Origin of the sequence: Enterobacter cloacae complex sp. I3, assembly GCF_014896175.1 — a bacterium.
Classification (GTDB): domain Bacteria; phylum Pseudomonadota; class Gammaproteobacteria; order Enterobacterales; family Enterobacteriaceae; genus Enterobacter; species Enterobacter bugandensis.
Genome location: NZ_JADBQZ010000027.1, coordinates 1 through 19,887, shown reverse-complemented (window position 1 = coordinate 19,887; position 19,887 = coordinate 1). Strand labels below are relative to the sequence as shown.

General features: G+C 56.2%; 20 protein-coding genes. 16 read left to right on the top strand and 4 right to left on the bottom strand.

Going from position 1 to position 19,887, the window contains the following annotated elements:
* The first annotated feature begins 103 nt into the window (after positions 1-103).
* The 6 genes from IM271_RS19010 to IM271_RS18985 all read left to right on the top strand — a co-directional run bounded on the left by IM271_RS19010 (position 104) and on the right by IM271_RS18985 (position 8,346).
* A complete protein-coding gene (locus IM271_RS19010; protein ID WP_193053009.1) occupies positions 104-1,975 on the top strand; it encodes an amidohydrolase in 1,872 nt (623 codons plus the stop codon).
* A complete protein-coding gene (locus IM271_RS19005; RefSeq protein ID WP_193053008.1) occupies positions 1,975-2,382 on the top strand; it encodes a DoxX family protein in 408 nt (135 codons plus the stop codon). Before IM271_RS19010 ends, IM271_RS19005 begins: the two co-directional genes overlap by 1 nt.
* Positions 2,379-3,998, top strand: a complete 1,620-nt coding sequence (locus IM271_RS19000) for an MFS transporter (RefSeq protein ID WP_193053007.1) — start codon at positions 2,379-2,381, stop codon at positions 3,996-3,998. The genes IM271_RS19005 and IM271_RS19000 overlap by 4 nt, the downstream gene beginning before the upstream one ends.
* A 30-nt stretch (positions 3,999-4,028) precedes the next feature.
* On the top strand, positions 4,029-4,850 hold the full coding sequence (locus IM271_RS18995; protein ID WP_023293378.1) for an alpha/beta fold hydrolase: 822 nt from the start codon (positions 4,029-4,031) through the stop codon (positions 4,848-4,850).
* A 131-nt stretch (positions 4,851-4,981) separates the two neighbouring features.
* On the top strand, positions 4,982-7,045 hold the full coding sequence (locus tag IM271_RS18990; RefSeq protein ID WP_045259561.1) for an McrB family protein: 2,064 nt from the start codon (positions 4,982-4,984) through the stop codon (positions 7,043-7,045).
* Positions 7,042-8,346: an McrC family protein gene (locus tag IM271_RS18985; RefSeq protein WP_193053006.1), complete on the top strand. Its 1,305-nt coding sequence runs from the start codon at positions 7,042-7,044 to the stop codon at positions 8,344-8,346. The genes IM271_RS18990 and IM271_RS18985 overlap by 4 nt, the downstream gene beginning before the upstream one ends.
* Positions 8,347-8,380: 34 nt before the next feature.
* Here the strand turns inward: IM271_RS18985 and IM271_RS18980 are convergent, their stop codons facing one another.
* Both IM271_RS18980 and IM271_RS18975 read right to left on the bottom strand, forming a co-directional pair.
* Positions 8,381-9,775: an MFS transporter gene (locus tag IM271_RS18980; protein WP_136486729.1), complete on the bottom strand. Its 1,395-nt coding sequence runs from the start codon at positions 9,773-9,775 to the stop codon at positions 8,381-8,383.
* Between the two features lie 45 nt (positions 9,776-9,820).
* Positions 9,821-10,909: a cellulase family glycosylhydrolase gene (locus IM271_RS18975; RefSeq protein WP_193053005.1), complete on the bottom strand. Its 1,089-nt coding sequence runs from the start codon at positions 10,907-10,909 to the stop codon at positions 9,821-9,823.
* Between the two features lie 185 nt (positions 10,910-11,094).
* On the opposite strand from IM271_RS18975, the gene IM271_RS18970 reads away from it, so the two are divergent.
* Positions 11,095-12,102: a LacI family DNA-binding transcriptional regulator gene (locus tag IM271_RS18970; RefSeq protein WP_193053004.1), complete on the top strand. Its 1,008-nt coding sequence runs from the start codon at positions 11,095-11,097 to the stop codon at positions 12,100-12,102.
* Here IM271_RS18970 and fosA read toward each other — a convergent pair.
* A complete protein-coding gene (gene fosA / locus IM271_RS18965) occupies positions 12,088-12,513 on the bottom strand; it encodes a FosA/FosA2 family fosfomycin resistance glutathione transferase (RefSeq protein WP_193053003.1) in 426 nt (141 codons plus the stop codon). The genes IM271_RS18970 and fosA overlap by 15 nt on opposite strands.
* A 199-nt stretch (positions 12,514-12,712) precedes the next feature.
* Here fosA and trpS point away from each other — a divergent pair, with 199 nt between their 5' ends.
* From trpS to IM271_RS18930, 7 genes are all read left to right on the top strand, one after another.
* Complete coding sequence (trpS, locus tag IM271_RS18960; protein WP_193053002.1) at positions 12,713-13,714, top strand: tryptophan--tRNA ligase; 1,002 nt, start codon at positions 12,713-12,715, stop codon at positions 13,712-13,714.
* 251 nt (positions 13,715-13,965) lie between these two features.
* On the top strand, positions 13,966-14,448 hold the full coding sequence (locus IM271_RS18955; protein ID WP_045259567.1) for a hypothetical protein: 483 nt from the start codon (positions 13,966-13,968) through the stop codon (positions 14,446-14,448).
* A 3-nt stretch (positions 14,449-14,451) separates the two neighbouring features.
* On the top strand, positions 14,452-15,993 hold the full coding sequence (locus IM271_RS18950; RefSeq protein ID WP_193053001.1) for a colicin E3/pyocin S6 family cytotoxin: 1,542 nt from the start codon (positions 14,452-14,454) through the stop codon (positions 15,991-15,993).
* Positions 15,993-16,244: a hypothetical protein gene (locus IM271_RS18945; RefSeq protein ID WP_045259569.1), complete on the top strand. Its 252-nt coding sequence runs from the start codon at positions 15,993-15,995 to the stop codon at positions 16,242-16,244. Before IM271_RS18950 ends, IM271_RS18945 begins: the two co-directional genes overlap by 1 nt.
* 39 nt (positions 16,245-16,283) lie before the next feature.
* Entirely contained in the window at positions 16,284-16,541 is a 258-nt protein-coding gene (locus IM271_RS18940) for a colicin E3-like toxin immunity protein (RefSeq protein WP_072049657.1), read from the top strand.
* Positions 16,542-16,599: 58 nt separating this feature from the next.
* Entirely contained in the window at positions 16,600-16,848 is a 249-nt protein-coding gene (locus tag IM271_RS18935; RefSeq protein WP_045259639.1) for a bacteriocin immunity protein, read from the top strand.
* Between the two features lie 114 nt (positions 16,849-16,962).
* Positions 16,963-17,334, top strand: coding sequence for a hypothetical protein (locus IM271_RS18930; protein WP_045259570.1), 372 nt, complete (start codon positions 16,963-16,965; stop codon positions 17,332-17,334).
* 77 nt (positions 17,335-17,411) lie between these two features.
* On the opposite strand, the gene IM271_RS18925 is transcribed toward IM271_RS18930, so the two are convergent.
* The gene (locus tag IM271_RS18925) at positions 17,412-17,885 is read right to left on the bottom strand and encodes a SymE family type I addiction module toxin (RefSeq protein WP_075206615.1); all 474 of its coding nucleotides are present in this window, start codon (positions 17,883-17,885) and stop codon (positions 17,412-17,414) included.
* Between the two features lie 300 nt (positions 17,886-18,185).
* Between IM271_RS18925 and IM271_RS18920 the strand changes: the two genes are divergently transcribed.
* Together IM271_RS18920 and IM271_RS18915 are read left to right on the top strand one after the other, a co-directional pair.
* Positions 18,186-19,055, top strand: a complete 870-nt coding sequence (locus tag IM271_RS18920) for a phosphorothioated DNA-binding restriction endonuclease (protein WP_045259571.1) — start codon at positions 18,186-18,188, stop codon at positions 19,053-19,055.
* 212 nt (positions 19,056-19,267) lie between these two features.
* On the top strand, positions 19,268-19,887 hold a 620-nt coding region (locus IM271_RS18915; protein WP_193053000.1), incomplete at its 3' end, for a hypothetical protein.

The following is a 19,887-nucleotide window of genomic DNA, read 5'->3' as shown; positions in this document are numbered from 1 at the left end:
GGTATAGTTATACTTTGGTATACCTATCCTATTGTATAACTGGATCTTTGCCGAAACCGGTTCCCATAATCCTGACCATTCCCCCTCTCAGTCAGGAGCAGTTATGGTTACCCTCGGTAAAGCCGATCTTATTCTGGTTAACGGCCAGTTTCACACCGTCGATCGCGAGAACCCTGTCGCGGAAGCCGTTGCCGTGCGCGATGGAAAATTTCTGGAAGTGGGTACCGTCGCCGAGGTGATGCAGCACCACTGCGACGGCACTAAGGTGGTGGATTTGAAAGGCCACACCGCGATCCCCGGCCTGAACGACTCGCACCTGCACCTGATCCGCGGCGGGCTGAACTACAACCTCGAGCTGCGCTGGGAAGGCGTGCCGTCCCTGGCTGATGCCCTGCGGATGCTGAAAGAGCAGGCCCTGCGCACGCCGTCGCCCCAGTGGGTGCGCGTGGTGGGCGGCTGGAGCGAGTTCCAGTTTGCCGAGCGCCGCATGCCGACGCTGGATGAGATTAACGACGCCGCGCCGGACACCCCGGTCTTCATCCTGCACCTGTACGACCGCGCCCTGCTCAACCGCGCCGCGCTGAAGGTGGTCGGCTACACCAAAGAGACGCCGAACCCGCCGGGCGGCGAGATCCAGCGCGACGCCAACGGCAACCCGACCGGGATGCTGATCGCCCGTCCGAACGCCATGATCCTCTACGCCACGCTGGCGAAAGGGCCGAAGCTGCCGCTGGAGCAGCAGGTTAACTCCACCCGTCAGTTTATGCGCGAGCTGAACCGTCTGGGGCTGACCAGCGCCATCGACGCGGGCGGCGGCTTCCAGAACTACCCGGAAGATTACGAGGTGATTGCCGAGCTGCACGAGAAAAAGCAGATGACCATCCGCATCGCCTATAACCTGTTTACCCAGCGTCCGGGCCACGAGCTGGAAGACTTTGAAAAATGGACCGACATGCTCACGCCGGGCCAGGGCAGCGACTTCTTCCGCCACAACGGCGCGGGCGAGATGCTGGTCTTCTCCGCCGCCGATTTTGAAGACTTCCTCGAGCCGCGTCCGGACCTCGCGCCGGGCATGGAGGACGAGCTGGAGCGCGTGGTGCGCCATCTGGTGGAGCACCGCTGGCCGTTCCGCCTGCACGCCACCTACAACGAATCCATCAGCCGCATGCTGGACGTGTTCGAAAAAGTTAACCGCGACATTCCGTTCAACGGCCTGCACTGGTTCTTCGACCATGCGGAAACCGTTACCCAGGCCAACATCGACCGCATCAAAGCGCTGGGCGGCGGCATTGCCGTTCAGCACCGCATGGCCTTCCAGGGGGAGTACTTTGCCGAGCGCTATGGCATCGAAGCTACCCGCCACACGCCGCCGGTGGCCAAAATGCTCGAGACCGGCGTGCCGGTGGGCTTAGGCACCGACGCCACCCGCGTGGCGAGCTATAACCCGTGGACCGCGCTCTACTGGCTGGTCTCCGGCCGCACCGTTGGCGGGATGCAGATGTACGATCATAGCGCCCGTCTGGATCGCGATACCGCCCTGATGCTCTGGACCCAGGGGAGCGCGTGGTTCTCCAGCGAGCAGAACCAGAAGGGGCAGATTAAGGTCGGCCAGCTCGCCGACCTGGCGGTGCTCAGCAAAGACTACTTCCGCGTGCCGGAAGAGGAAATCAAGGGCATCGAGTCCGTCCTGACGGTGGTCAACGGCGACATCGTCTACGCCGCAGGCAGCTTTGGCCCGCTCGCGCCACCGGCCATTCCGGTTCTGCCCGAGTGGTCCCCGGTGGTGAAAGTGCCGGGTCACTACCGCAGCGCGCAGCCGCAGGCCGCCCGCGTGGGCATGAGTGTGGCTCACCACTGCAGCGGCCCGTGCGGGGTTCACAGCCACCAGCATGATTTCGCCCGCACGTCAGAGATGCCGGTGTCCGACGATAACGCTTTCTGGGGGGCGCTGGGCTGCAGCTGCTTTGCATTCTGATGAAAAACACTACTATGCCGCCCCGGGTCGACCTGGGGCTGTTCTTCCTGCGCCTCACCGGCAGCCTGCTGCTGCTCTACGTGCACGGTCTGCCGAAGGTGCTGCACTTCAGCGAAGAGCTGACGCGCATTGAAGATCCGTTCGGCTTCGGGCCTTACGCGAGCCTGATCCCGGCGATCGTCGCCGAGGTCATCTGCCCGCTGTTTATCATTGCGGGCGTCTACACCCGCCTGGCGTGCCTGCCGATTATCGCCGTGCTGCTGGTGGCGATGCTGGCGGTCCACCCGGACTGGTCGATTGCCGAAGGGCAGTTTGGCTGGCTGCTGCTGATTATCTTCACCACTCTGGCCCTCACCGGGCCGGGCCAGTGGCGGCTGCAGCGTAAGGCGACGGAGGGGTTCGCATGACCCAGGTTAACGACGTTCGCGACGCACACGTTGAGACGACGCCCGCGCGGGCGGTTTCGCCCTGGCAGCCGCTGAGCCAGCCGGTGTTCCGCATGCTGTGGATCGCCACGGTGGTCTCTAACGTCGGCTCATGGATGAGCGACGTCGGCATCAACTGGAGCATGCTGACGCTCAGCGCCGATCCGCTGGATATCGCGCTGGTGCAGGCGGCGAGCAGCCTGCCGATGTTCCTCTTCGCCCTGCCGTCCGGGGTGATGGCGGACATCGTTGACCGGCGTAAATACCTGCTCTTCTCCCAGCTGTGGGTGTTCATCGCCGCCGCCGGGCTGACGGTGCTCTCCTTCACCGGACACGTCACCCCTTCCGTTCTGCTGGTGGCGACGTTCCTGCTGAGCGTGGGCGCGGCGATGAGCTCGCCGCCGTTCCAGGCCGTGGTGCCCGATCTGGTGAGCAAGCCGGAGCTGGGTGCCGCCGTGGCGCTGAACTCGCTCGGGGTGAACATCAGCCGGGCGATTGGCCCCGCGCTGGGCGGTTTTCTGCTTTCGCTCGCCGGGCCGTGGATGGTGTTTGCCCTGAACGCGCTGTCCGTGGTCGGCGTAGCGTGGGTGCTGTGGCGCTGGCGTCCGGCCCCGTCCGTGCAGCGCCTGCCGCCGGAGCACTTCTTCTCCGCGGTGCGCTCCGGCATTCGCTACGTGCACGCCGCGCCGGTGCTGCGCAACGTGCTGGTGCGCACCGTGGCGTTCTTCGTTTTCGGCAGCGCGGGCTGGGCGCTGCTGCCGCTGGTGGCGCGCCGCGAGCTGGGTTTAGGCCCGGCGGGCTACGGCGTGATGCTGGCGTGCATTGGCCTGGGGGCCATTGCCGGGGCCATCCTGCTGCCGCGCCTGCGCCAGCGGCTGAACGCCGATCGGCTGATGGTGGCCGCGAGCCTGGTCTTTGCCCTCACCATGCTGGCGCTGGCGTTTGTGCGCCACGTCTGGCTGCTCAACCTGTTTGAGTTCTTCACCGGCTTCGCGTGGATTGCGGTGCTCTCGACGCTGAACCTCGGCGCCCAGCGCAGCGCCGCCCGCTGGGTGAAGGCCCGCGCGCTGGCGGTCTACCTGACGGTGTTCTTCGGCTCAATGACCACGGGCAGCGCCATCTGGGGGCAGATCGCCTCGCAGTTCGGCACCCCGACCTCGCTGGTTGTCGCCACGCTGGGGATGGTGCTGGCAAGCGCAACGGTGTTCCGCTGGAAGCTGGAGAAAGATCCTGATTTAAACCTCGACCTGAGCGGCCAGCCGCTGGACGGCGTGGAGATTGAGCTGCCGAACGAGCGCGGCCCGGTGCTGGTGTCGCACGAGTACATCATCGACCCGCAGAACGCGAAAGCCTTCCTGGAGGCGGTACACGAGCTGCGCCGGGTGCGACGCCGCGCCGGGGCGATGAGCTGGGCGGTGTACGAGGATATCGAACGTCCGGGCCTGTTTATTGAGACTTTCCTGATGGGCTCGTGGATTGAGCATTTGCGCCAGCAGGAGCGCCACACCATGAATGACCTCCTGCTGCAGAGCCGCGTTCTGGCTTTTCATCAGGGCACAACATCACCGGCAATTCGCTATCTGGTCGCGCCGGTATAACCATAACCATCACCTGTACAGGAACACACTATGGCAACGTTTAAGGCAAAAGACGGCACGCAGATTTACTACAAAGACTGCGGCGCGGGCAAACCGGTTCTCTTCAGCCACGGTTGGCCGCTGGACGGCGACATGTGGGATAGCCAGTTGAACTACCTGGCGGAGCGCGGCTTCCGCGCCATCGCCTTTGACCGTCGCGGCTTTGGCCGCTCGGATCAGCCGTGGAACGGCTACGACTACGACACCTTTGCGTCCGACATTAACGACCTGATCACCACCCTGGACCTCCAGGACGTGACGCTGGTGGGCTTCTCCATGGGCGGCGGCGACGTGACCCGCTACATCAACAACTACGGCAGCGCGCGCGTGGCCGGTCTGGCGCTGCTGGGCGCGGTCACGCCGATCTTCGGTAAATCCGACTCCTTCCCGCAGGGTGTGGATCAGAGCGTGTTCGACGGCATTCGCGACGGACTGCGTAAAGATCGCGCCCAGTTCATCAGCGACTTCGCCACGCCGTTCTACGGCATCAACGCCGGGCAGACCGTCTCTGCCGGAGCCCTGACCCAGACGCTGAACATCGCTCTGCTGGCGTCACTGAAGGGCACCATCGACTGCGTGACCGCGTTTGGCGAAACCGACTTCCGCCCGGATATGGCGAAAATCGACGTACCGACGCTGGTGATCCACGGCAGCAACGACCAGATCGTGCCGTTTGAAAGCACCGGCAAGCTGGCGGCGGAGATGATCAAAAACGCCACGCTGAAGGTGTACGACAACGCGCCGCACGGCTTCGCGCTGACCCACCAGGACCAGCTCAACGAAGATCTGCTGGCGTTTGTGAAGTCGCTTTAAGTCTGAGGGCTGACGCCAATGGCGACAGCCCCCTTATCGCCTCAACCCACCTGAACAAGCAGTGACACTATTCAGATTAATCCTATAAAATACTGACCTTTACCGCCTTTACCCGACTTCCGGAGTTTGTGATGGTTCAGGATCGCACCGCGTTAGCCCCCTTCTTTAATGAGCATATCAATAACAACAGCCGATACAGCCCTAAATGGGGGCCAGCCTATCACCAGATGGTCAAACGCGTAGCGACAGAGCGGCCCGAGTTTCGTGATCAAAGCCTTATCAAGGCACTTTGGTATGAACGCTCCAACGGCGTCGCCAGCATTAAACAGGGTGGAATGTCGCAGAACGAATACAATGCGGCCCAGATTCACCTGCGGGAAATCACAACCCTGATGGCACAGGGCTGCACCCCGGCCGTATATGAAAAGGTGGTCAACAAGCTACAGGCGCTTAAGGCCAAATCCATTCTCAAGAAACAGTACTGGGCGTTGTGTCACCGGGCTTTTGCCACGCTGTACCCTGAGCGGGTTTCGAACGTGGTAAATACCAAAATGTTTTCCCGCATTTATAACTACTGTAATAACCGCTTCGGGCTTGGGCTCGCCGGGAAAGGGACGTGGTTTGAAAAAAACCTGGAGCTGAAGGCGGCTCTGAACCGCGAGCTGGGCGGCCATGTAGACCCTGTCGAACTCAATATGTCGCTGTGGCATCTCTACACGCATTTCATCAAAGATAAGAGCGATATCGGCCTGGTAGGTAGCGAGTCCTGGGCCGAAGACGACGATCAGGATACGGATGAGAGCGTGGCGGATGTTCCACTGAACGTCATTCTCTATGGCCCTCCGGGGACGGGTAAAACCTATTCCACCGTTGAGCATGCCGTCCGCGCCTGTGAACCCGCTGAGTATTCCCGCCTGCTGGATGGCCTTCAGGGCAGTGATTACCGGAACGCACTTAAAGCGCTTTATGACCGGCTGGTCTCCGAACAGCGCATCCGCTTTGTCACTTTCCACCAAAGCTTTGGTTATGAAGAGTTTATTGAAGGGCTACGCGCCGATACCACCCGTGACGGTAACGTTCGCTATGACATTAAATCCGGCGTCTTTAAGCAAATCTGTGAGGATGCGGCGTTTGGTTACGCAGGTGAACAGCTGGCGCTGAACGAGGCGCTATCAAAGTTTCAAAAAGAACTGCTGAATGGCGAAGCCGCCACGCTCAAAACGACATCAGGTAAACCGTTCGGCGTCACCTATAAAAGTGAAACGAACTTCGGCATCTTCCCTTTAAACAGCAAAAAAGGGGATCTGGGGAATGGATACAACGCCTACGTGAAGGACATCAAAGCCTGGTATCAGAACAACGGGATTGATATCCACAACGAGTCGTATGTCCGGGGTATCCTCAACTATCTTCATGATAATTATAATCTTCCCGTCACACCGAAAAAAAATGCACCGGCAAAACGCCAGAACTACGTGCTGATTGTTGACGAGATTAACCGTGGCAATATCTCCAAAATTTTCGGAGAGCTCATCACCTTAATTGAGAAATCCAAGCGCATGGGTGAACCCGAGGCCCTGAGCGTGACGCTACCCTATTCGGGCGAAAAATTCAGCGTGCCAAACAACCTGTTCCTGGTCGGCACCATGAATACCGCGGACCGTTCCCTGACCGCTCTGGACACCGCCCTGCGCCGCCGCTTCGAGTTTAAGGCCATGCTGCCGAAAGCCTCCATTCTGGAAGGCCACGTCATCAAAGGTATCGATCTCAAACGGCTACTGCAGATGCTCAATGAACGCATTGAGGCACTGTACGATAGCGAGCACACGCTCGGGCACGCTTTTTTCATACCGGTAATTGAGACGGAGGACGATGACATTGCTTTCGCCCGTCTGCAGCGGGTGATGAAAAATAAAGTGCTGCCGCTGCTGGAGGAGTACTTTTACAACGACTGGCAGAAAATTCGTCTGGTCCTTGGAGATAACCAGAAGCAGGATCCCGCCCTGTGCTTCATCCGTTCGATCAAAAACGAGGGAAATATTCAGCGGCTGTTTGGAACGGATGCATCGGACGATCTGCAGGAAGAGGGAGAGCGCTATCACCTTGCAGGCGAAGACGATCCTGTCTGGAATAATGCCATCGCCTGGCGTCAGATTTACGATGCAGGTGCGCGAGGCGCGGAGAACGACGAATGACCGGGCGGCGGCAGTGGTCCACCTTTGAATACGGTTATTTGGTCAGTAAAGAGGACAGCGGCCGGGTTAAGGACGCAGTGGAGCTTCCTCCGGCCTGTTTTGCGTGGCTGGAGCAATGCTGCCTGAACGACGATGCGGAATACGACGCGCGCCTGCTGACGCTGAAAACGGTCGGGCGCGTGAAGGTGCTGCAGGTGAAAAACTATGTCGGCGTCATTGCGCTGCCGGGAGGAGCGTTCATCGAGGTGTTGCCAAAGACCGGCCATGATAACGCCCGCGAACAGCTGATGATGATGCTGCGCACGCTGAAAACCTTCCGGCACATCGCCACAACCTCCGCCAGTATCAAAACCTCGCGCATGCCGCTGATGAATATCTTTATTCATCAATTTATCCAGAGCGTCCAGGCGGTCCTGCAGCAGGGTCTTAAGCGTGACTACCTTCGCCAGCAGGAGAATCTACCGTGGATGAAGGGAAAACTGCGGGTTTCAGCACAACTGTCGACAAATAGCGTTCGCCGGGATCGCTTTCAGGTGGAGTATGACGAGTACAGTGTTGACCGACCGGAGAACCGCATTCTCAAAACGGCCATCGATACGGTTTCGCGCCTGACCCGCAACCCTCAGCTCATCCAGCAGCTTCGCCCCTTGCAGTCGGCCTTCGAAGGTATTCCTCCCGTTGTTGATACCGCTCACGCGTTCGATCTGGTTCGCCTCGACAGGCATATGCATCACTATGAACAGGCGCTGGAGTGGGCCAAATTGATCCTACACGGGGAGTCACCACTTTGTATGCAGGGTCATGCTGATGCCATATCGCTGCTCTTTCCAATGGAAGCGGTATTTGAATCCTTTGTTGCGGCGTGGATGAGGCATCATCATCATCAACGTTACCAAATTGATACCCAAGCAAAAACACACACTCTGGCTCGCTATCACACCAGGTATATGTTTAGACTCAAGCCGGATATCTGGCTTCGCCCGTATGACACGTCGAAACATTCTTCAATTATTTGCGATACGAAATGGAAAAAGATTAAGCCTCATAAACCTGGCTTTAACATTTCGCAAAGCGATCTTTACCAGATGCTGGCCTACGGAACGAAATATCTCGATAGCCGCGGCGATATGATCCTGATCTACCCGCAGCATGACGGTTTTAGCGATGCGCTTCCCCATCCCTTCGAACTTCATAAGCCGGACAGCCATGCGCTACGTTTGTGGATCGTCCCTTTTACCATCGGAACCAGTATTCAGAGCTCGATACTCCACCTCCCCGAGTCCCTGAAGCTGCGGAATTAGAAGCAGACGCCTGCAAAGCAGGCGTCTGAAGCGATTAATTGACCGATACCGGGCGGGTCAACGCCTCATCCACGATGCCATTCTGCTCGCTCCCCCGCCTGCGTTCTGCCAGCAGCCGACAAACCTCCGCATGCTTCTCCTCGGTAAAGGTAAAGCGCGACATAAAGCCCATGCGGATCAGCGACCCAATCGCTGGCAGCAGGCAAATCCCGAAGAAGAGCCCCGATAGCACGCCTTCGCTCTGGATCTGCGCCTGCGGCACGTAGCCGATCATCGTCAGGAACACGCCAATAAGCCCGCCGCCCACCGCCACCGACATCTTGCCGGTAAAGGTCTGCCCGGAGAAGGTGATCGCCGCGCAGCGCTTGTTAGTGTGGTACTCCGCGTACTCAATGGTGTCGGCAATCATCGACGAGGTGAGGATGTTGGTCATCATCACGAATAGCGTGCTCAGGCCGAGCAGAATAAACAGCATCGTCACCTGCTGATATCCGACAAACCACATCACCACGCGCACCGCCACGTCCAGCCCGCAGAGGATCATAAACAGCTTCCGCTTCTGCATCCGCCGCGTCAGCATCGGGGCGACCAGGCACAGCACCGCCGCCACAATGCCCATCACGCCAATCGCCATCTGCAGGCTGCCGTCACCCAAATTGTTGATAAAGAAGTAGATATACAGCCCGCCCGCGACGTTATGAAACACGCAGAAAAAGAACGACAGCAGGACGATAAACAGCGGCTTGTTCTGGCGCAGGTTGTGGAAGGTGTCGCGAATGGTCACCTTTTCCGGGCTCGGCGGCACACGCTCTTTGATCTGCATAAAGCCGTTGAGCATCAGCGGCAGGCCCACCAGCATCATCACCAGCGCCGCCATAAAGTAGCCTTTATCGTTGCTGTACTGGGCGAAGAACGCCGCCAGCTTCGGGAAGAAGATGTTGGCGCAGGCAATCCCGGCGTTCACCCCGAGCATCGCCGCCGTCACCGCGCGGGTGCGCTGGGCGGAGTCGTTGGTCATCACCGACGACATCGACCAGAACGGGATATCGGAGATGGCGTACAGCGTCCCCCACAGGATATACGTCACCCCGGCGTAGAGGATTTTGGTGGTCATGTCCGCTTCGATTTTATAGAACGACAGCAGCGTGACGCCGGTAATCAGCAGCGGCGCGATCAGCAAAAAATGGCGAAACTTGCCGAACCGGCTGTTAATGGTGTCCATTATGCTGGCAAACAGAGGATCGTGAACCGCGTCCCACGCGCGGGCAATCAGGAAGATGGTGCTCGCCGCCAGCGCCGAGATCCCCAGCACGTCGGTGTAAAAATAGTTAATAAACGAACCCACTAAACCAAAGCTAAAACACTGACCTAAACCATAGCCAAAATAAGACCACAACTCGCGAGACGGTATTTTCATTGTCGTTGCCATAGTGCGTACCTGGTTGCCCGGCGACAGCGCGCCGGGTCGTTATTATTAGCCCTGCGGATTCGGGGCGATTTTGCGCAGCTTCTTCATCAGCGCAATTTCAGCGCGTGAGAACGGAATGCCGTTCTCCTCAAACACGTCGTGGAACCAGAGGCGACAGTAGTCCGTGGACTCTTTCATCACCACCGGCCACGGCAGCCACGTCTGGGTTTTGCCGCGCACCAGCCCCCACTGATACGGCGCAACCTTCGCCATGTACATCAGCGGAAGCTGCTCTTCGATGGTGCTGCCCACGTGGCGTGCCAGCCATTCGGTGCAGAACAGCGGGCGACCGAGCTTTTGCAGCTGCTGAATCATCGCCGTCATGCGCCCCGTGTGGGTGTAGGCGTGGAAGCTCACCACGTCCGAGAGCGCCAGCGCGGTCTGGTCCAGCGGGTGCTGGAAGAACGTCTCGCCCTCCTCTTCCGGCGGGACGCGCCACGCGCAGACGGTGAGCGGCTGGGTCGGGTCTTCTTCACGCACCCACTGGAACGCCAGCTTCATCAGCACGTGGGCGCAGGTCTCCAGCTTCGCGTCGTACTGCACCTCCTGCGTGCCGGTCGCGAAAATGCCGCGGTTGCCCGGCTCGTTATAGAGATCCCACAGTAGCACGCGCTTATCGTCGCGGAACTGGCGAACAACGTCGCGGATATAGCGTTCAATGTCTGCCCAGCAGTCGGGATCGCACACCTTATCGCGACCGGGGCTCGCCGCCGCCTGGCTGTTGTGCTTGCCCGGCACGGGCGGCTTTTGCGGGCCGAGGTACGGCTCGTCACCGGAGAAGCCGCAGTCGTCCATCAGGGTCAGCATGGTGCTGAACCCGTGCCCGTCGGCAATCGTCAAAAAGCGGTCGATGCGCGCCATCAGCCCGTCGCGGTCGTGCTCCCAGACGATAAACGGCAGGTTGATGCGCAGGGTGTTATAGCCCGCCTCCGCCGCCCAGCCCAGCTCGCGCTTGATGGTAGCGGCATCGAAGGTCTCTTCCTGCCAGATATCGGTCCAGTTCACCGCCGTCGACGGCAGATAGTTAAACCCGCACAGCCAGCCTTTTTGCTCGTACCACGCCTGGGCCTGCTCCCTGCTCCACTGCTCTTTCATTACGCGTCCTCTTACTGATAATATTTAGCTAATAAATATTAGCTGCGGAATAAATGCGCAAATCACGGCGTTTAGAAAAGCGATGCCACTCACAAAGTTCACGCTTCGATGAATGAGAAACGTGATCGACGGCGCTAAAGCGTGCGGTTAGGGTATGATGCGAAGTCGCGAAAGGGAGAGGACGGATGAAGCGAAAAACAAAAGTGACGATGAACGATATTGCGCGGGCGGCAGGGGTGTCGCAGGCGACGGTATCGCTGGTGCTTAACCAGTCCCGCAACATCAAGCTCAGCGACGAGACCCGCCAGCGGGTGATTAGCGTCGCCACCGAGCTCGGCTACGACCGCCTCCCCGCCGTTCACGCCCCGCGCAACCAGGAAGAGATCGCCCTGCTGGTCAGCTCGCTGCAGAGCTTTGACCCGTTTATCGACGCCATCAGCCAGGCGCGGGAAGCGGCGTGGCGCAACGAGACCCTGCTTACCGTCTACGACTACGGCGACGACATCGAGCTGGCGCTGAACATTATCCGCCAGCTGGAGAAGCGCAACTGCATCGGGATTATTCTCGCCTCCCCGGTCACCACGCTGGTGGACATGACGGCGTTTCACGACTGTACCCGCATCCCGCTGGTGCTGCTCAACCAGCGCGACCCCGGCTCGCCGCTGCTGCCGTCGTTTATCCCGGACGACTACGCCAACGCTTTCCAGGTGACTAAACACCTCATCGCCTGCGGGGCCACGCGCATCGCCCACATCACCGGCGAAAGCTGGATGGAGGCCTCCCGCCAGCGTCTGGCGGGCTACCAGGCGGCGCTGCAGCAGGCCGGACTCGCGTGCGACGACGACCTGGTGCGGCAGACCAACTGGCAGTTCAGCGAGTCCTTTACCGCGACCACGGCCCTGCTGGAATTGGCCGAGCGCCCGGACGCCATTTTCTGCGCCAGCGACTGGCTGGCGATTGGCTGCTATCAGGCGCTGGCGGTGAACGGCGTGCGCATTCCGCAGGACATGCTGCTGGCGGGCTACGACGACCAGAAGATTTCCGAGCAGCTCACCCCGCCGCTGACCAGTATCCAGCTGCCCTACAGCGAGCTGGGACGGCTGGCGGTGGAGTACCTGTGCAATCAGGAAGATGCCGCCACGCACGTGACGCTGGCGGGCAGGCTGAAGGTGCGTGCCTCAAGCCTCGTTTGAGGTAAACACCATGCCCGCGTAGGGCTTCTCGCGACACGCCGCCAGCCGCGCTGCGAGGCTGCCCACGTGCAGCTCCAGCTTGTGCCCGTCCGGATCGAGAAAGTAAAACGACGCCCCCTCGCTTTTGTTCTGCTTCCAGACGGTGACGCCCGCCTGCTCAAGCCTTTGCGAGAACGGTTCAAAATCCGCTTCCGCCACGGTAAACGCGTAGTGGGTATAGTCGCTCTCCTGCGGCGGCACGTACCGGCGCGCCTCGTCGTACGACAGGCAGACCCACAGATCGCCGCAGGTGAGATAGGCTCCGGTATTCCAGCGGGCGTGCAGGGTCAGACCCAGCAGTTCGTGCCAGAAGGTGACGCTTTTTTGCAGGTCGCTGACCGCGAGGGTCAGGTGGTTGAGTGATTGCAGCATGACGTGCCCTTTTGTTTTTCGCGCCGGACGTGGTACGGTAAAGAGATGAACATAAACCACGCCGTCCTCACCGTAAACCGCTGGTGGCTGCCTTCTTAAAGGCGGCACGGAGTAGTTTTCCCCATTTTCAGATAGCCGCCGAAAGGCGGCTTTCACTTTTCTAAGACCCCTTTCGGCATTACAACGTTAAGGAGTCTTTATGAACGCACCCACCATCCTCACCGGCGATCGCCCAACCGGCCCGCTGCACCTTGGCCACTTCGTCGGATCGCTGCGCCAGCGCGTGGCGCTCCAGCACACGCACAACCAGTTTGTGCTGATTGCCGACCTGCAGGGGCTGACCGACAACGGCAGCAACCCGCAAAAAATTCGCGACAACATCCCCGAAGTGCTGGCCGACTACCTCGCCGCCGGCATCGATCCGAACCTGACCACGATCTGTCTGCAATCCGCCCTGCCCGCCCTCGCCGAGCTGACGATGCTGTATATGAACATCGTCACCGTCGCCCGCGTGGAGCGTAACCCGACGGTGAAAAACGAGATTGCGCAGAAGGGCTTCGCCCGCTCGCTGCCGGTCGGGTTTATGGCCTACCCCATCAGCCAGGCGGCGGACATCACCGCGTTTAAGGCCGAGTGCGTGCCCGTCGGCGACGACCAGCTGCCGATGATTGAGCAGACCAACGAGATTGTGCACAAGATGAACAGCCTACTGCCCGCCCCGGTGCTGCGCCACTGTAAGGCGATGCTGAGCGACACCAGCCGCCTGCCCGGCATCGACGGCAGCGCCAAGATGTCGAAATCGCTGGGCAACACGCTGCACCTTTCGGCCAGCGAAGAGACCATTCACCGCGCGGTCAGCGCCATGTACACCGACCCGAACCACCTGAAGGTGAGCGACCCGGGGCAGATTGAGGGGAACGTGGTGTTTACGTATCTCGATGCATTTCATCCGGACAAGGCCAAAGTGGCGGCGATGAAGGCGCACTATCAGGCGGGCGGGCTTGGGGACCGGGCGTGCAAGAACGAGCTGGAGGCGTGCCTGCAGGAGCTGATTGCGCCGATGCGGGAGCGGAGGGCGATGTATATGCGGGATAAGGGGGAACTGATGGCGATGCTGAAGCGCGGGACAGAACGGGCGCAGGGGGTGACGCAGGAGACGTTGAGGGAGGTGAAGGTTGGGCTGGGGGTGCCGGTGTTTTGAAATAACGTCATGCAGCGTATGTATTCAAATATTACATGCGCTGCATAATATTATTTATCGGCAACTCAGAGAGTATTACATTTTTAATTAACAGGAACCATTACAGCCCCTGGATTAGAATATGACTGATATCAATCTGGATATTTATTTCGGATTTTAGCCCGGTTTATTAACCACTTTATGTATATTCGCCATACAGTCTAAAACCTAGCATTGCTGCATTTACTCTTCTGCCCCTACAAGGAATTGTCATGCAGCTTTATACCAATGAATTTACCGCTGAGTTAAAAGCGGAAATAGATCGTTCACCGTTTTCCGATGAAGAACTGGCCGCCATGCCCGAGGACGCGCGCGCCATCATTGCCGAACAGGAAGCCTTTCATCGACAACATCCCGTCACCGCCATCTGGCGGATCGCCACGGCTGGCAGCCAGACCCGACTGGGCGGCGTTGTTCTTCCCGTCGATCGTGAAGCCACAATGCTCATGGACGATGGGAGTTACACCAGCGTGATTGTCGAAGGAGACTGTGTGGCCTATCCGGATGGAACGCTCGCCACGATTATGACCTCAGCTGGCGAAGCGTTTTCCTGGAGACGTCAGGGCGTTGCGCTGGTTGGCAGCCTGCTTGATAACGATGACGAGATTATCAGCACACCGCTAGGCAGTACTTATCTGGTCACCCGCGAAGGTATTCCACCTCATGAGGACTTCTTAACCTGGCCCGGAGAATAGGACATGGGCTACCGTTCCGATAACCATGGACGCGGTCAGGCGCTGCACCGCGACAGAACAACCACCGGCGCAATATGCTGCACAACTCTGCCCAACTGCACCGAGCATGGTCGCGGCATCGTTCGTGTTGGCGATAAAACCACGGCATGCCCTAAATGCGGCAAACAGGGCGTGATTGCCAACGGTGAGCCACGCGTCAACTGGATGGGGCAAGCCTCAGCCGTCGATGGTTCTGTCGTCATTTGTGGATGCCCGCGCGGAACCAACCGCGTGATTGCCCCATCGGGAGAGTGGCTCGGATCCGGTCCCTCTCCTGAACAGATCGCACAGGAAAAGCATCAGGCCATGCTCGCAGTGCGCCAAAAAGAGCAAGAGGCCGAAGCGCTGCGGCGAACAGAAGAACGCGATCGCAATCGGGTCTTTGCGAAATCCTGCCTGCGTGGTGAAGGCTGTAACGATGCAGGCACCGGAAGCGAGCCGCACACCAACTTCGCCGAGATGGCATTTTACCAGGCCATGCCTAAAGACGCCCCGCAACACGCTCAGGCGGCAAAGCGTAAGGCGATCCCAAAGCCGAAGCAACGCAGCGCGCTTTATCTTTGGTGGAATGGGCATCACGAGGAGATGGACTATCAGGCTGCCGTTGCGGACGAAGAAAGGGCCTGGATTGCACGGACCGCGATCGCCGATGCCAGCGAACTTGTTCTGGTTGGCGGGAGCACAATCACTCCTGGCACCTGGGCCGTGCGCGGCGCTGCACTTGGCGAGATAGCCACGGGAGGCCTTGGTGCCCCTGTCGCAGGGCTGCTGATAGGAATGTACCCCGGCAAGCTGAACGACGGCGAACAGGATTTTATCGACAGGATGCGCGCCGAACAGATGCGGGAAGCCCCTACCCGCGTTCGCTTCACCTGGGAGAACGACGCCAGCGGTAACCCGACACCGCGCGGCTGGCATACGCCGCCGGGCAAAGACAGCGTGCGCGTTCGCAGGATGGAGTGGGATAGCCAACGCCAGGCGTACACCTTTACCACCGAAGAAGACCCCGGTATCACCCTCATCTGGACACCGGACCGCACCGGAGACAGTAAGCCGTGGGATACGGGCAATCACAACCCGGTACGGATACCGAACCCGGTTGTGGTTGACCCGCTGCCGGAGGATACGGGGATTGGTGTGACGACCAGCCCGACACCGGAAGAGAGGACGTTTGCGGATTATATTCTGATTCTGCCGGTGGGCGGGGTGCCGCCGATTTATGTCTATAGTAATTCAGATCACAAATACCATTCACCTCCTAAAGGAAATCCTCCCTTATCTGCATTTCCTGATGCTAAGAAAGCTCAAGCGAAAACACCAATTAAGGGGGGAGGAAAACTTCGTACCCGTTGGAAGGATTCAAAAGGTAAAATTTACGAATGGGATTCTCAACACGGTACAGTTGAGGTCTATGATCGCTCAGGACGCAGTCACCTCGGTGAGTTTGATCCCACTACGGGTAAGCAAACTAAACCAGCAGATCCAACCAGAAAGGTAGAAAAATAATGATCGTTTACACAATTGATGCATACAGTAAAACGGATGAAAATTTGCTTTTCGAAATCGAAATACCGCATCAAAACCTTAATGATCTATGCATGATTATGGGAATGAATGCAGAAGATAGAAGCGATTTTTCGCATGGTATCGGCGTCTATAATATCAATGAGCATCAGGCACATCGTTTAGAAAGCCTTCTTGGGAAAAAATTTTATTCTGATGATTTAACCTTTCAGCTCTCTGGAGGGGAAATTTAACCTAACTTTAGAATCAATAATTTAAAAAAGAGGGCTACCATGGGTTTGAAAATTAGATTGCAATGGTATGATATGAGGACTGAACTAGGTGAAGGTAGAGAATTTTCGAACGATTTCGGCGATAATGCGAAGATCATGACCAAAGGTTTTCATATGCCGACTAAGAACAATGTGAATAATGGTTTTTTTGATGTTGAAGCCGAATGGATACCCGTTCTTCAGCCCCACTTCGTACATAAAATAACCCCCACTATTTATGACTATCAGGTTTCTTTCGACTATAGGGATAATTGGTGAGAGGCATTGCCCGATAATCTTATCGGGCACATTAAAAGATCTCATCTACGATTTAAAAATGGATAAAATTGAAGATTACACAGAAGAGCAATTTTTGGAATTTGTAAGAAAAATTTTTGATGTATCTGGTACCACTGAAGCTGAAGATATAAAAAACATCCTCGAATTCAAACGATTGACGCAGCACCCTGATGGTTCTGATCTAATTTACTATCCACGAGAAGGCAGAGAAGACACTCCCGAGGGCGTAGTCCAGGAAGTAAAGGAGTGGCGTAGCGCAAATGGCAAACCCGGTTTCAAGCCATAGCAAAGATAATCACGCTTTCTGAATCCGTACTCTACTTTACAACTTATCGAATAGTGGGTGACTGTTAAGCTCCGGATAGCCAATTGAAACTAACGAATACGGAATATTTTGTAAATGGAACCTACTCTCGCACAAGTAATTGAGGTCGTACGTGAGTCCTCTGGGATACATCGCAAACCTATCGATAGCAACACCTGGATTGAGGCCGATTTGCATATTTGCGGTATGGATGGCGAAGACCTACTGGAAGACTGCGAAGAAGCTTTTGGCGTTCAGCTTGCCACAGAAGAAGATGGCTACAGGAAAACGTTCTCTCTCGCGGAGAATGAGTATCTGTTTACGGGTGAAGGCATAGACTTTTTTGGCATCTGTCGATTTATCCGCTGGGTGCGTGGCATACCCGAACCTGTGATACGCGATTTAACCGTCGGCGAACTTCACGCTGTGCTGGTTAAGGCTGTGAAAGAACAGGTAAAGCACGAGTGATTTTTACTTAAAACGGGCATGGGATGACATGCCCGTATCGTTTTATTGCTCCAGGAATATGAGGCAGGAAGCCAGAACTACTCAGGCATCGCTTGCCCGATTCCCCGCTTCACAACGGGTATATCCCCGGTATCATTTAGCGCTCCCGGAAACGTCTTCAACCACTGCGCGACTTTCTGTTTATTTATATTCACCACACTCATCCCTTCCAGGCATCCCCATAATTCTCTTGTATGCTGGGGCGTAATCACAATACAGTCTTTCATAGCCCGGATTTTTACGGGCATGCCGTTGATAAAGCCCGCACGTTTTAACCAGTCGCCGCCCAGCAGGAGGTATTTCATGTCTATGCGTGCATACAGTTCGCAGCAGGCTGCACTGTCCTGCTGCGTTTCCGCGCGAGGGTGGACGGGTGCCGCGTTGGGCTGGTTGCCGTGCAGACGGCGGGCGCTGTTTTTGCGTACCAGCTCGCGGTTTTCAATCATGCCGGTGAAAGCGTCTGATTCTGTTTTGCAAACGGTAAACTCTGGCTTAAAATTCGTCGCAGCCATTTTCAACTCCTGATTAGTTGTTTGTGGTTAGCGGTATGGGGGTGTTGCAGCACCTTCATATCGCGAATTCTTCGTTAAATATTCCTCGATACTACCTTTGCCGTTCGGCGTAATCTCTGGTGCCCATTATACAGGGCTGAATATAAATACAGCGGTTTGGTGTGGGGTAAATTTAGAATTTGCGAGGGGGATTCAGGAAATAGGGTTCTGTGGGGTAAGGTCATGTTTTTGTTGGTTACAGGTTGATTGGTCTGAGTTTTGCGAGCATCATCGCAATTATTTACCCTCTTCCGTAACGCGATGGCTTCCAGCAAAACTCTCGAACAGGCAATTGCCGACATCACCATCTGGCGCAAAGGCGAACAGCGTGCGCCGCATAAGCCTTTATTGCTTCTGTACGTGCTGGCGAGCTATCAGCAGGGGCATGCACGACTGTTTGATTACGGTACTGAGGTCCACGAACAGTTGCTTAGCCTGCTAGAACGCTTTGGCCCACAGAGGAAGGCGCATTACCCAAATATGCCCTTCTGGAGGCTCAAAGGGGACGGCTTTTGGGATCTGAAGAATACTGAGTTTTGTTCGACCACTGGCAGTAAGCAGCCGCCCGTTAAAGAACTTGTGGAACATAACGTCGCAGGCGGGTTTGATGAAGAACACTTTGCGCTGCTGAATAAGAACAAAAACCTGATAGGCTCGCTGGCGCAGCAGATCCTTGAAGCGCATTTTCCCGAAAGCATTCAGGAAGAGATCGCGGATGAGATGGGTTTTGATATTCAGCAGATCCGTAAGGTTCGCGATCCGCTGTTCCGCCAGCAGGTGCTGCGTGCTTATAACTATGAGTGCGCAATCTGCGGGTTTAACATGCGGCATGATAACGCCTCTGTTGGACTTGAAGCCGCGCATATCAAGTGGAAGCAGTTTGGCGGACCGTGTGAGATCCAGAACGGACTGGCACTGTGTGCGATTCATCATAAGGCGTTTGATAAGGGATCGATTGGGCTGGATGAGAGTATGCGGGTGCTGGTTTCCGAGGCGGTGAATGGGGGCGGGATTGTTGGGCGGCTGTTCTGGGATTTTGCCGGGAAGCAGATTGCGTTGCCGATGGTCAAAGGGAATTATCCAAGGGAGGGGTTTGTGGAATGGCATTGGAGGGAGGTGTTTAGAGGATGAGTGCGAAGGCCGGACTCGAACATCGCAACTATCCTTATGATCTTTAGTGAGTAAAGTAAATTAGATTAGCGAAGATACCATCATTGATACCATCAGTCCCTATTGGTGATAATCGAACAAACTGCATTAGTCATTATAGATAGATAGTGTAAAATCTATACATACTGTAATCAATGGCCCTAAGCAATAGTTTCTTAATGGAATTATAAACAATGTATAGAGTAAATCAAATTATAAAAACAATAAGCAAAATGAACACTTATGCTCCCTATAATCAGATAAATAAAAAAAGTAACTTACTTAGAAAGGTCCAAGTATATTCATTTCTCACATCTATCTTTTCTCTTATTTTAATGGTCATAATGGCAGTTATCTATAAGATTTTTGAACTTCCCAAAGAACCATTTATCTCACCTGCATTGGTTTTGTATGCCCTCAATTCTGTTTCCGGAATAGTTTATTTGTTTACGCCTATAATCCCTGGTGTGAAATTCATGCTCAATTTCAAAAAGGAAATTTTCAATGACCTAATTTGTGAAATTGACAATGATGAACAAAATATAGAAAAACTTATGCCTTACTCGATTACTGAATTGAACTATGCGATTGATTGGCTAAACATTAAGATACAAAGAGTGAAATTAAGGATCAATGATTTTTTTGGAGAAAAAACTGCCGTCTTATCAATAATAGGATTGGCATACTCAGCAATTCAAGGTTTAGGTGGCTTAAACAAATTAGGTGATACCATATCAAAAGGGCTTTTCAATTCTGGCACAACAAATACACTAATTGTATTTGGGTTGTTTTTCCTTTTAGGATTATCACTTGG

What these genes read in the sequence shown, in the direction of transcription:
- IM271_RS18950 (WP_193053001.1), top strand. Translation starts at nt 14,452, where the DNA reads ATGGGCTACCGTTCCGATAACCATGGACGCGGTCAGGCGCTGCACCGC.
- IM271_RS18945 (WP_045259569.1), top strand. Translation starts at nt 15,993, where the DNA reads ATGATCGTTTACACAATTGATGCATACAGTAAAACGGATGAAAATTTG.
- IM271_RS18935 (WP_045259639.1), top strand. Translation starts at nt 16,600, where the DNA reads ATGGATAAAATTGAAGATTACACAGAAGAGCAATTTTTGGAATTTGTA.
- trpS (WP_193053002.1), top strand. Translation starts at nt 12,713, where the DNA reads ATGAACGCACCCACCATCCTCACCGGCGATCGCCCAACCGGCCCGCTG.
- IM271_RS18925 (WP_075206615.1), bottom strand. Translation starts at nt 17,885, where the DNA reads ATGGCTGCGACGAATTTTAAGCCAGAGTTTACCGTTTGCAAAACAGAA.
- IM271_RS19000 (WP_193053007.1), top strand. Translation starts at nt 2,379, where the DNA reads ATGACCCAGGTTAACGACGTTCGCGACGCACACGTTGAGACGACGCCC.
- IM271_RS18955 (WP_045259567.1), top strand. Translation starts at nt 13,966, where the DNA reads ATGCAGCTTTATACCAATGAATTTACCGCTGAGTTAAAAGCGGAAATA.
- IM271_RS18990 (WP_045259561.1), top strand. Translation starts at nt 4,982, where the DNA reads ATGGTTCAGGATCGCACCGCGTTAGCCCCCTTCTTTAATGAGCATATC.
- IM271_RS19010 (WP_193053009.1), top strand. Translation starts at nt 104, where the DNA reads ATGGTTACCCTCGGTAAAGCCGATCTTATTCTGGTTAACGGCCAGTTT.
- IM271_RS18980 (WP_136486729.1), bottom strand. Translation starts at nt 9,775, where the DNA reads ATGGCAACGACAATGAAAATACCGTCTCGCGAGTTGTGGTCTTATTTT.
- fosA (WP_193053003.1), bottom strand. Translation starts at nt 12,513, where the DNA reads ATGCTGCAATCACTCAACCACCTGACCCTCGCGGTCAGCGACCTGCAA.
- IM271_RS18995 (WP_023293378.1), top strand. Translation starts at nt 4,029, where the DNA reads ATGGCAACGTTTAAGGCAAAAGACGGCACGCAGATTTACTACAAAGAC.
- IM271_RS18970 (WP_193053004.1), top strand. Translation starts at nt 11,095, where the DNA reads ATGAAGCGAAAAACAAAAGTGACGATGAACGATATTGCGCGGGCGGCA.
- IM271_RS18975 (WP_193053005.1), bottom strand. Translation starts at nt 10,909, where the DNA reads ATGAAAGAGCAGTGGAGCAGGGAGCAGGCCCAGGCGTGGTACGAGCAA.
- IM271_RS18940 (WP_072049657.1), top strand. Translation starts at nt 16,284, where the DNA reads ATGGGTTTGAAAATTAGATTGCAATGGTATGATATGAGGACTGAACTA.
- IM271_RS18930 (WP_045259570.1), top strand. Translation starts at nt 16,963, where the DNA reads ATGGAACCTACTCTCGCACAAGTAATTGAGGTCGTACGTGAGTCCTCT.
- IM271_RS18920 (WP_045259571.1), top strand. Translation starts at nt 18,186, where the DNA reads ATGGCTTCCAGCAAAACTCTCGAACAGGCAATTGCCGACATCACCATC.
- IM271_RS18985 (WP_193053006.1), top strand. Translation starts at nt 7,042, where the DNA reads ATGACCGGGCGGCGGCAGTGGTCCACCTTTGAATACGGTTATTTGGTC.
- IM271_RS19005 (WP_193053008.1), top strand. Translation starts at nt 1,975, where the DNA reads ATGAAAAACACTACTATGCCGCCCCGGGTCGACCTGGGGCTGTTCTTC.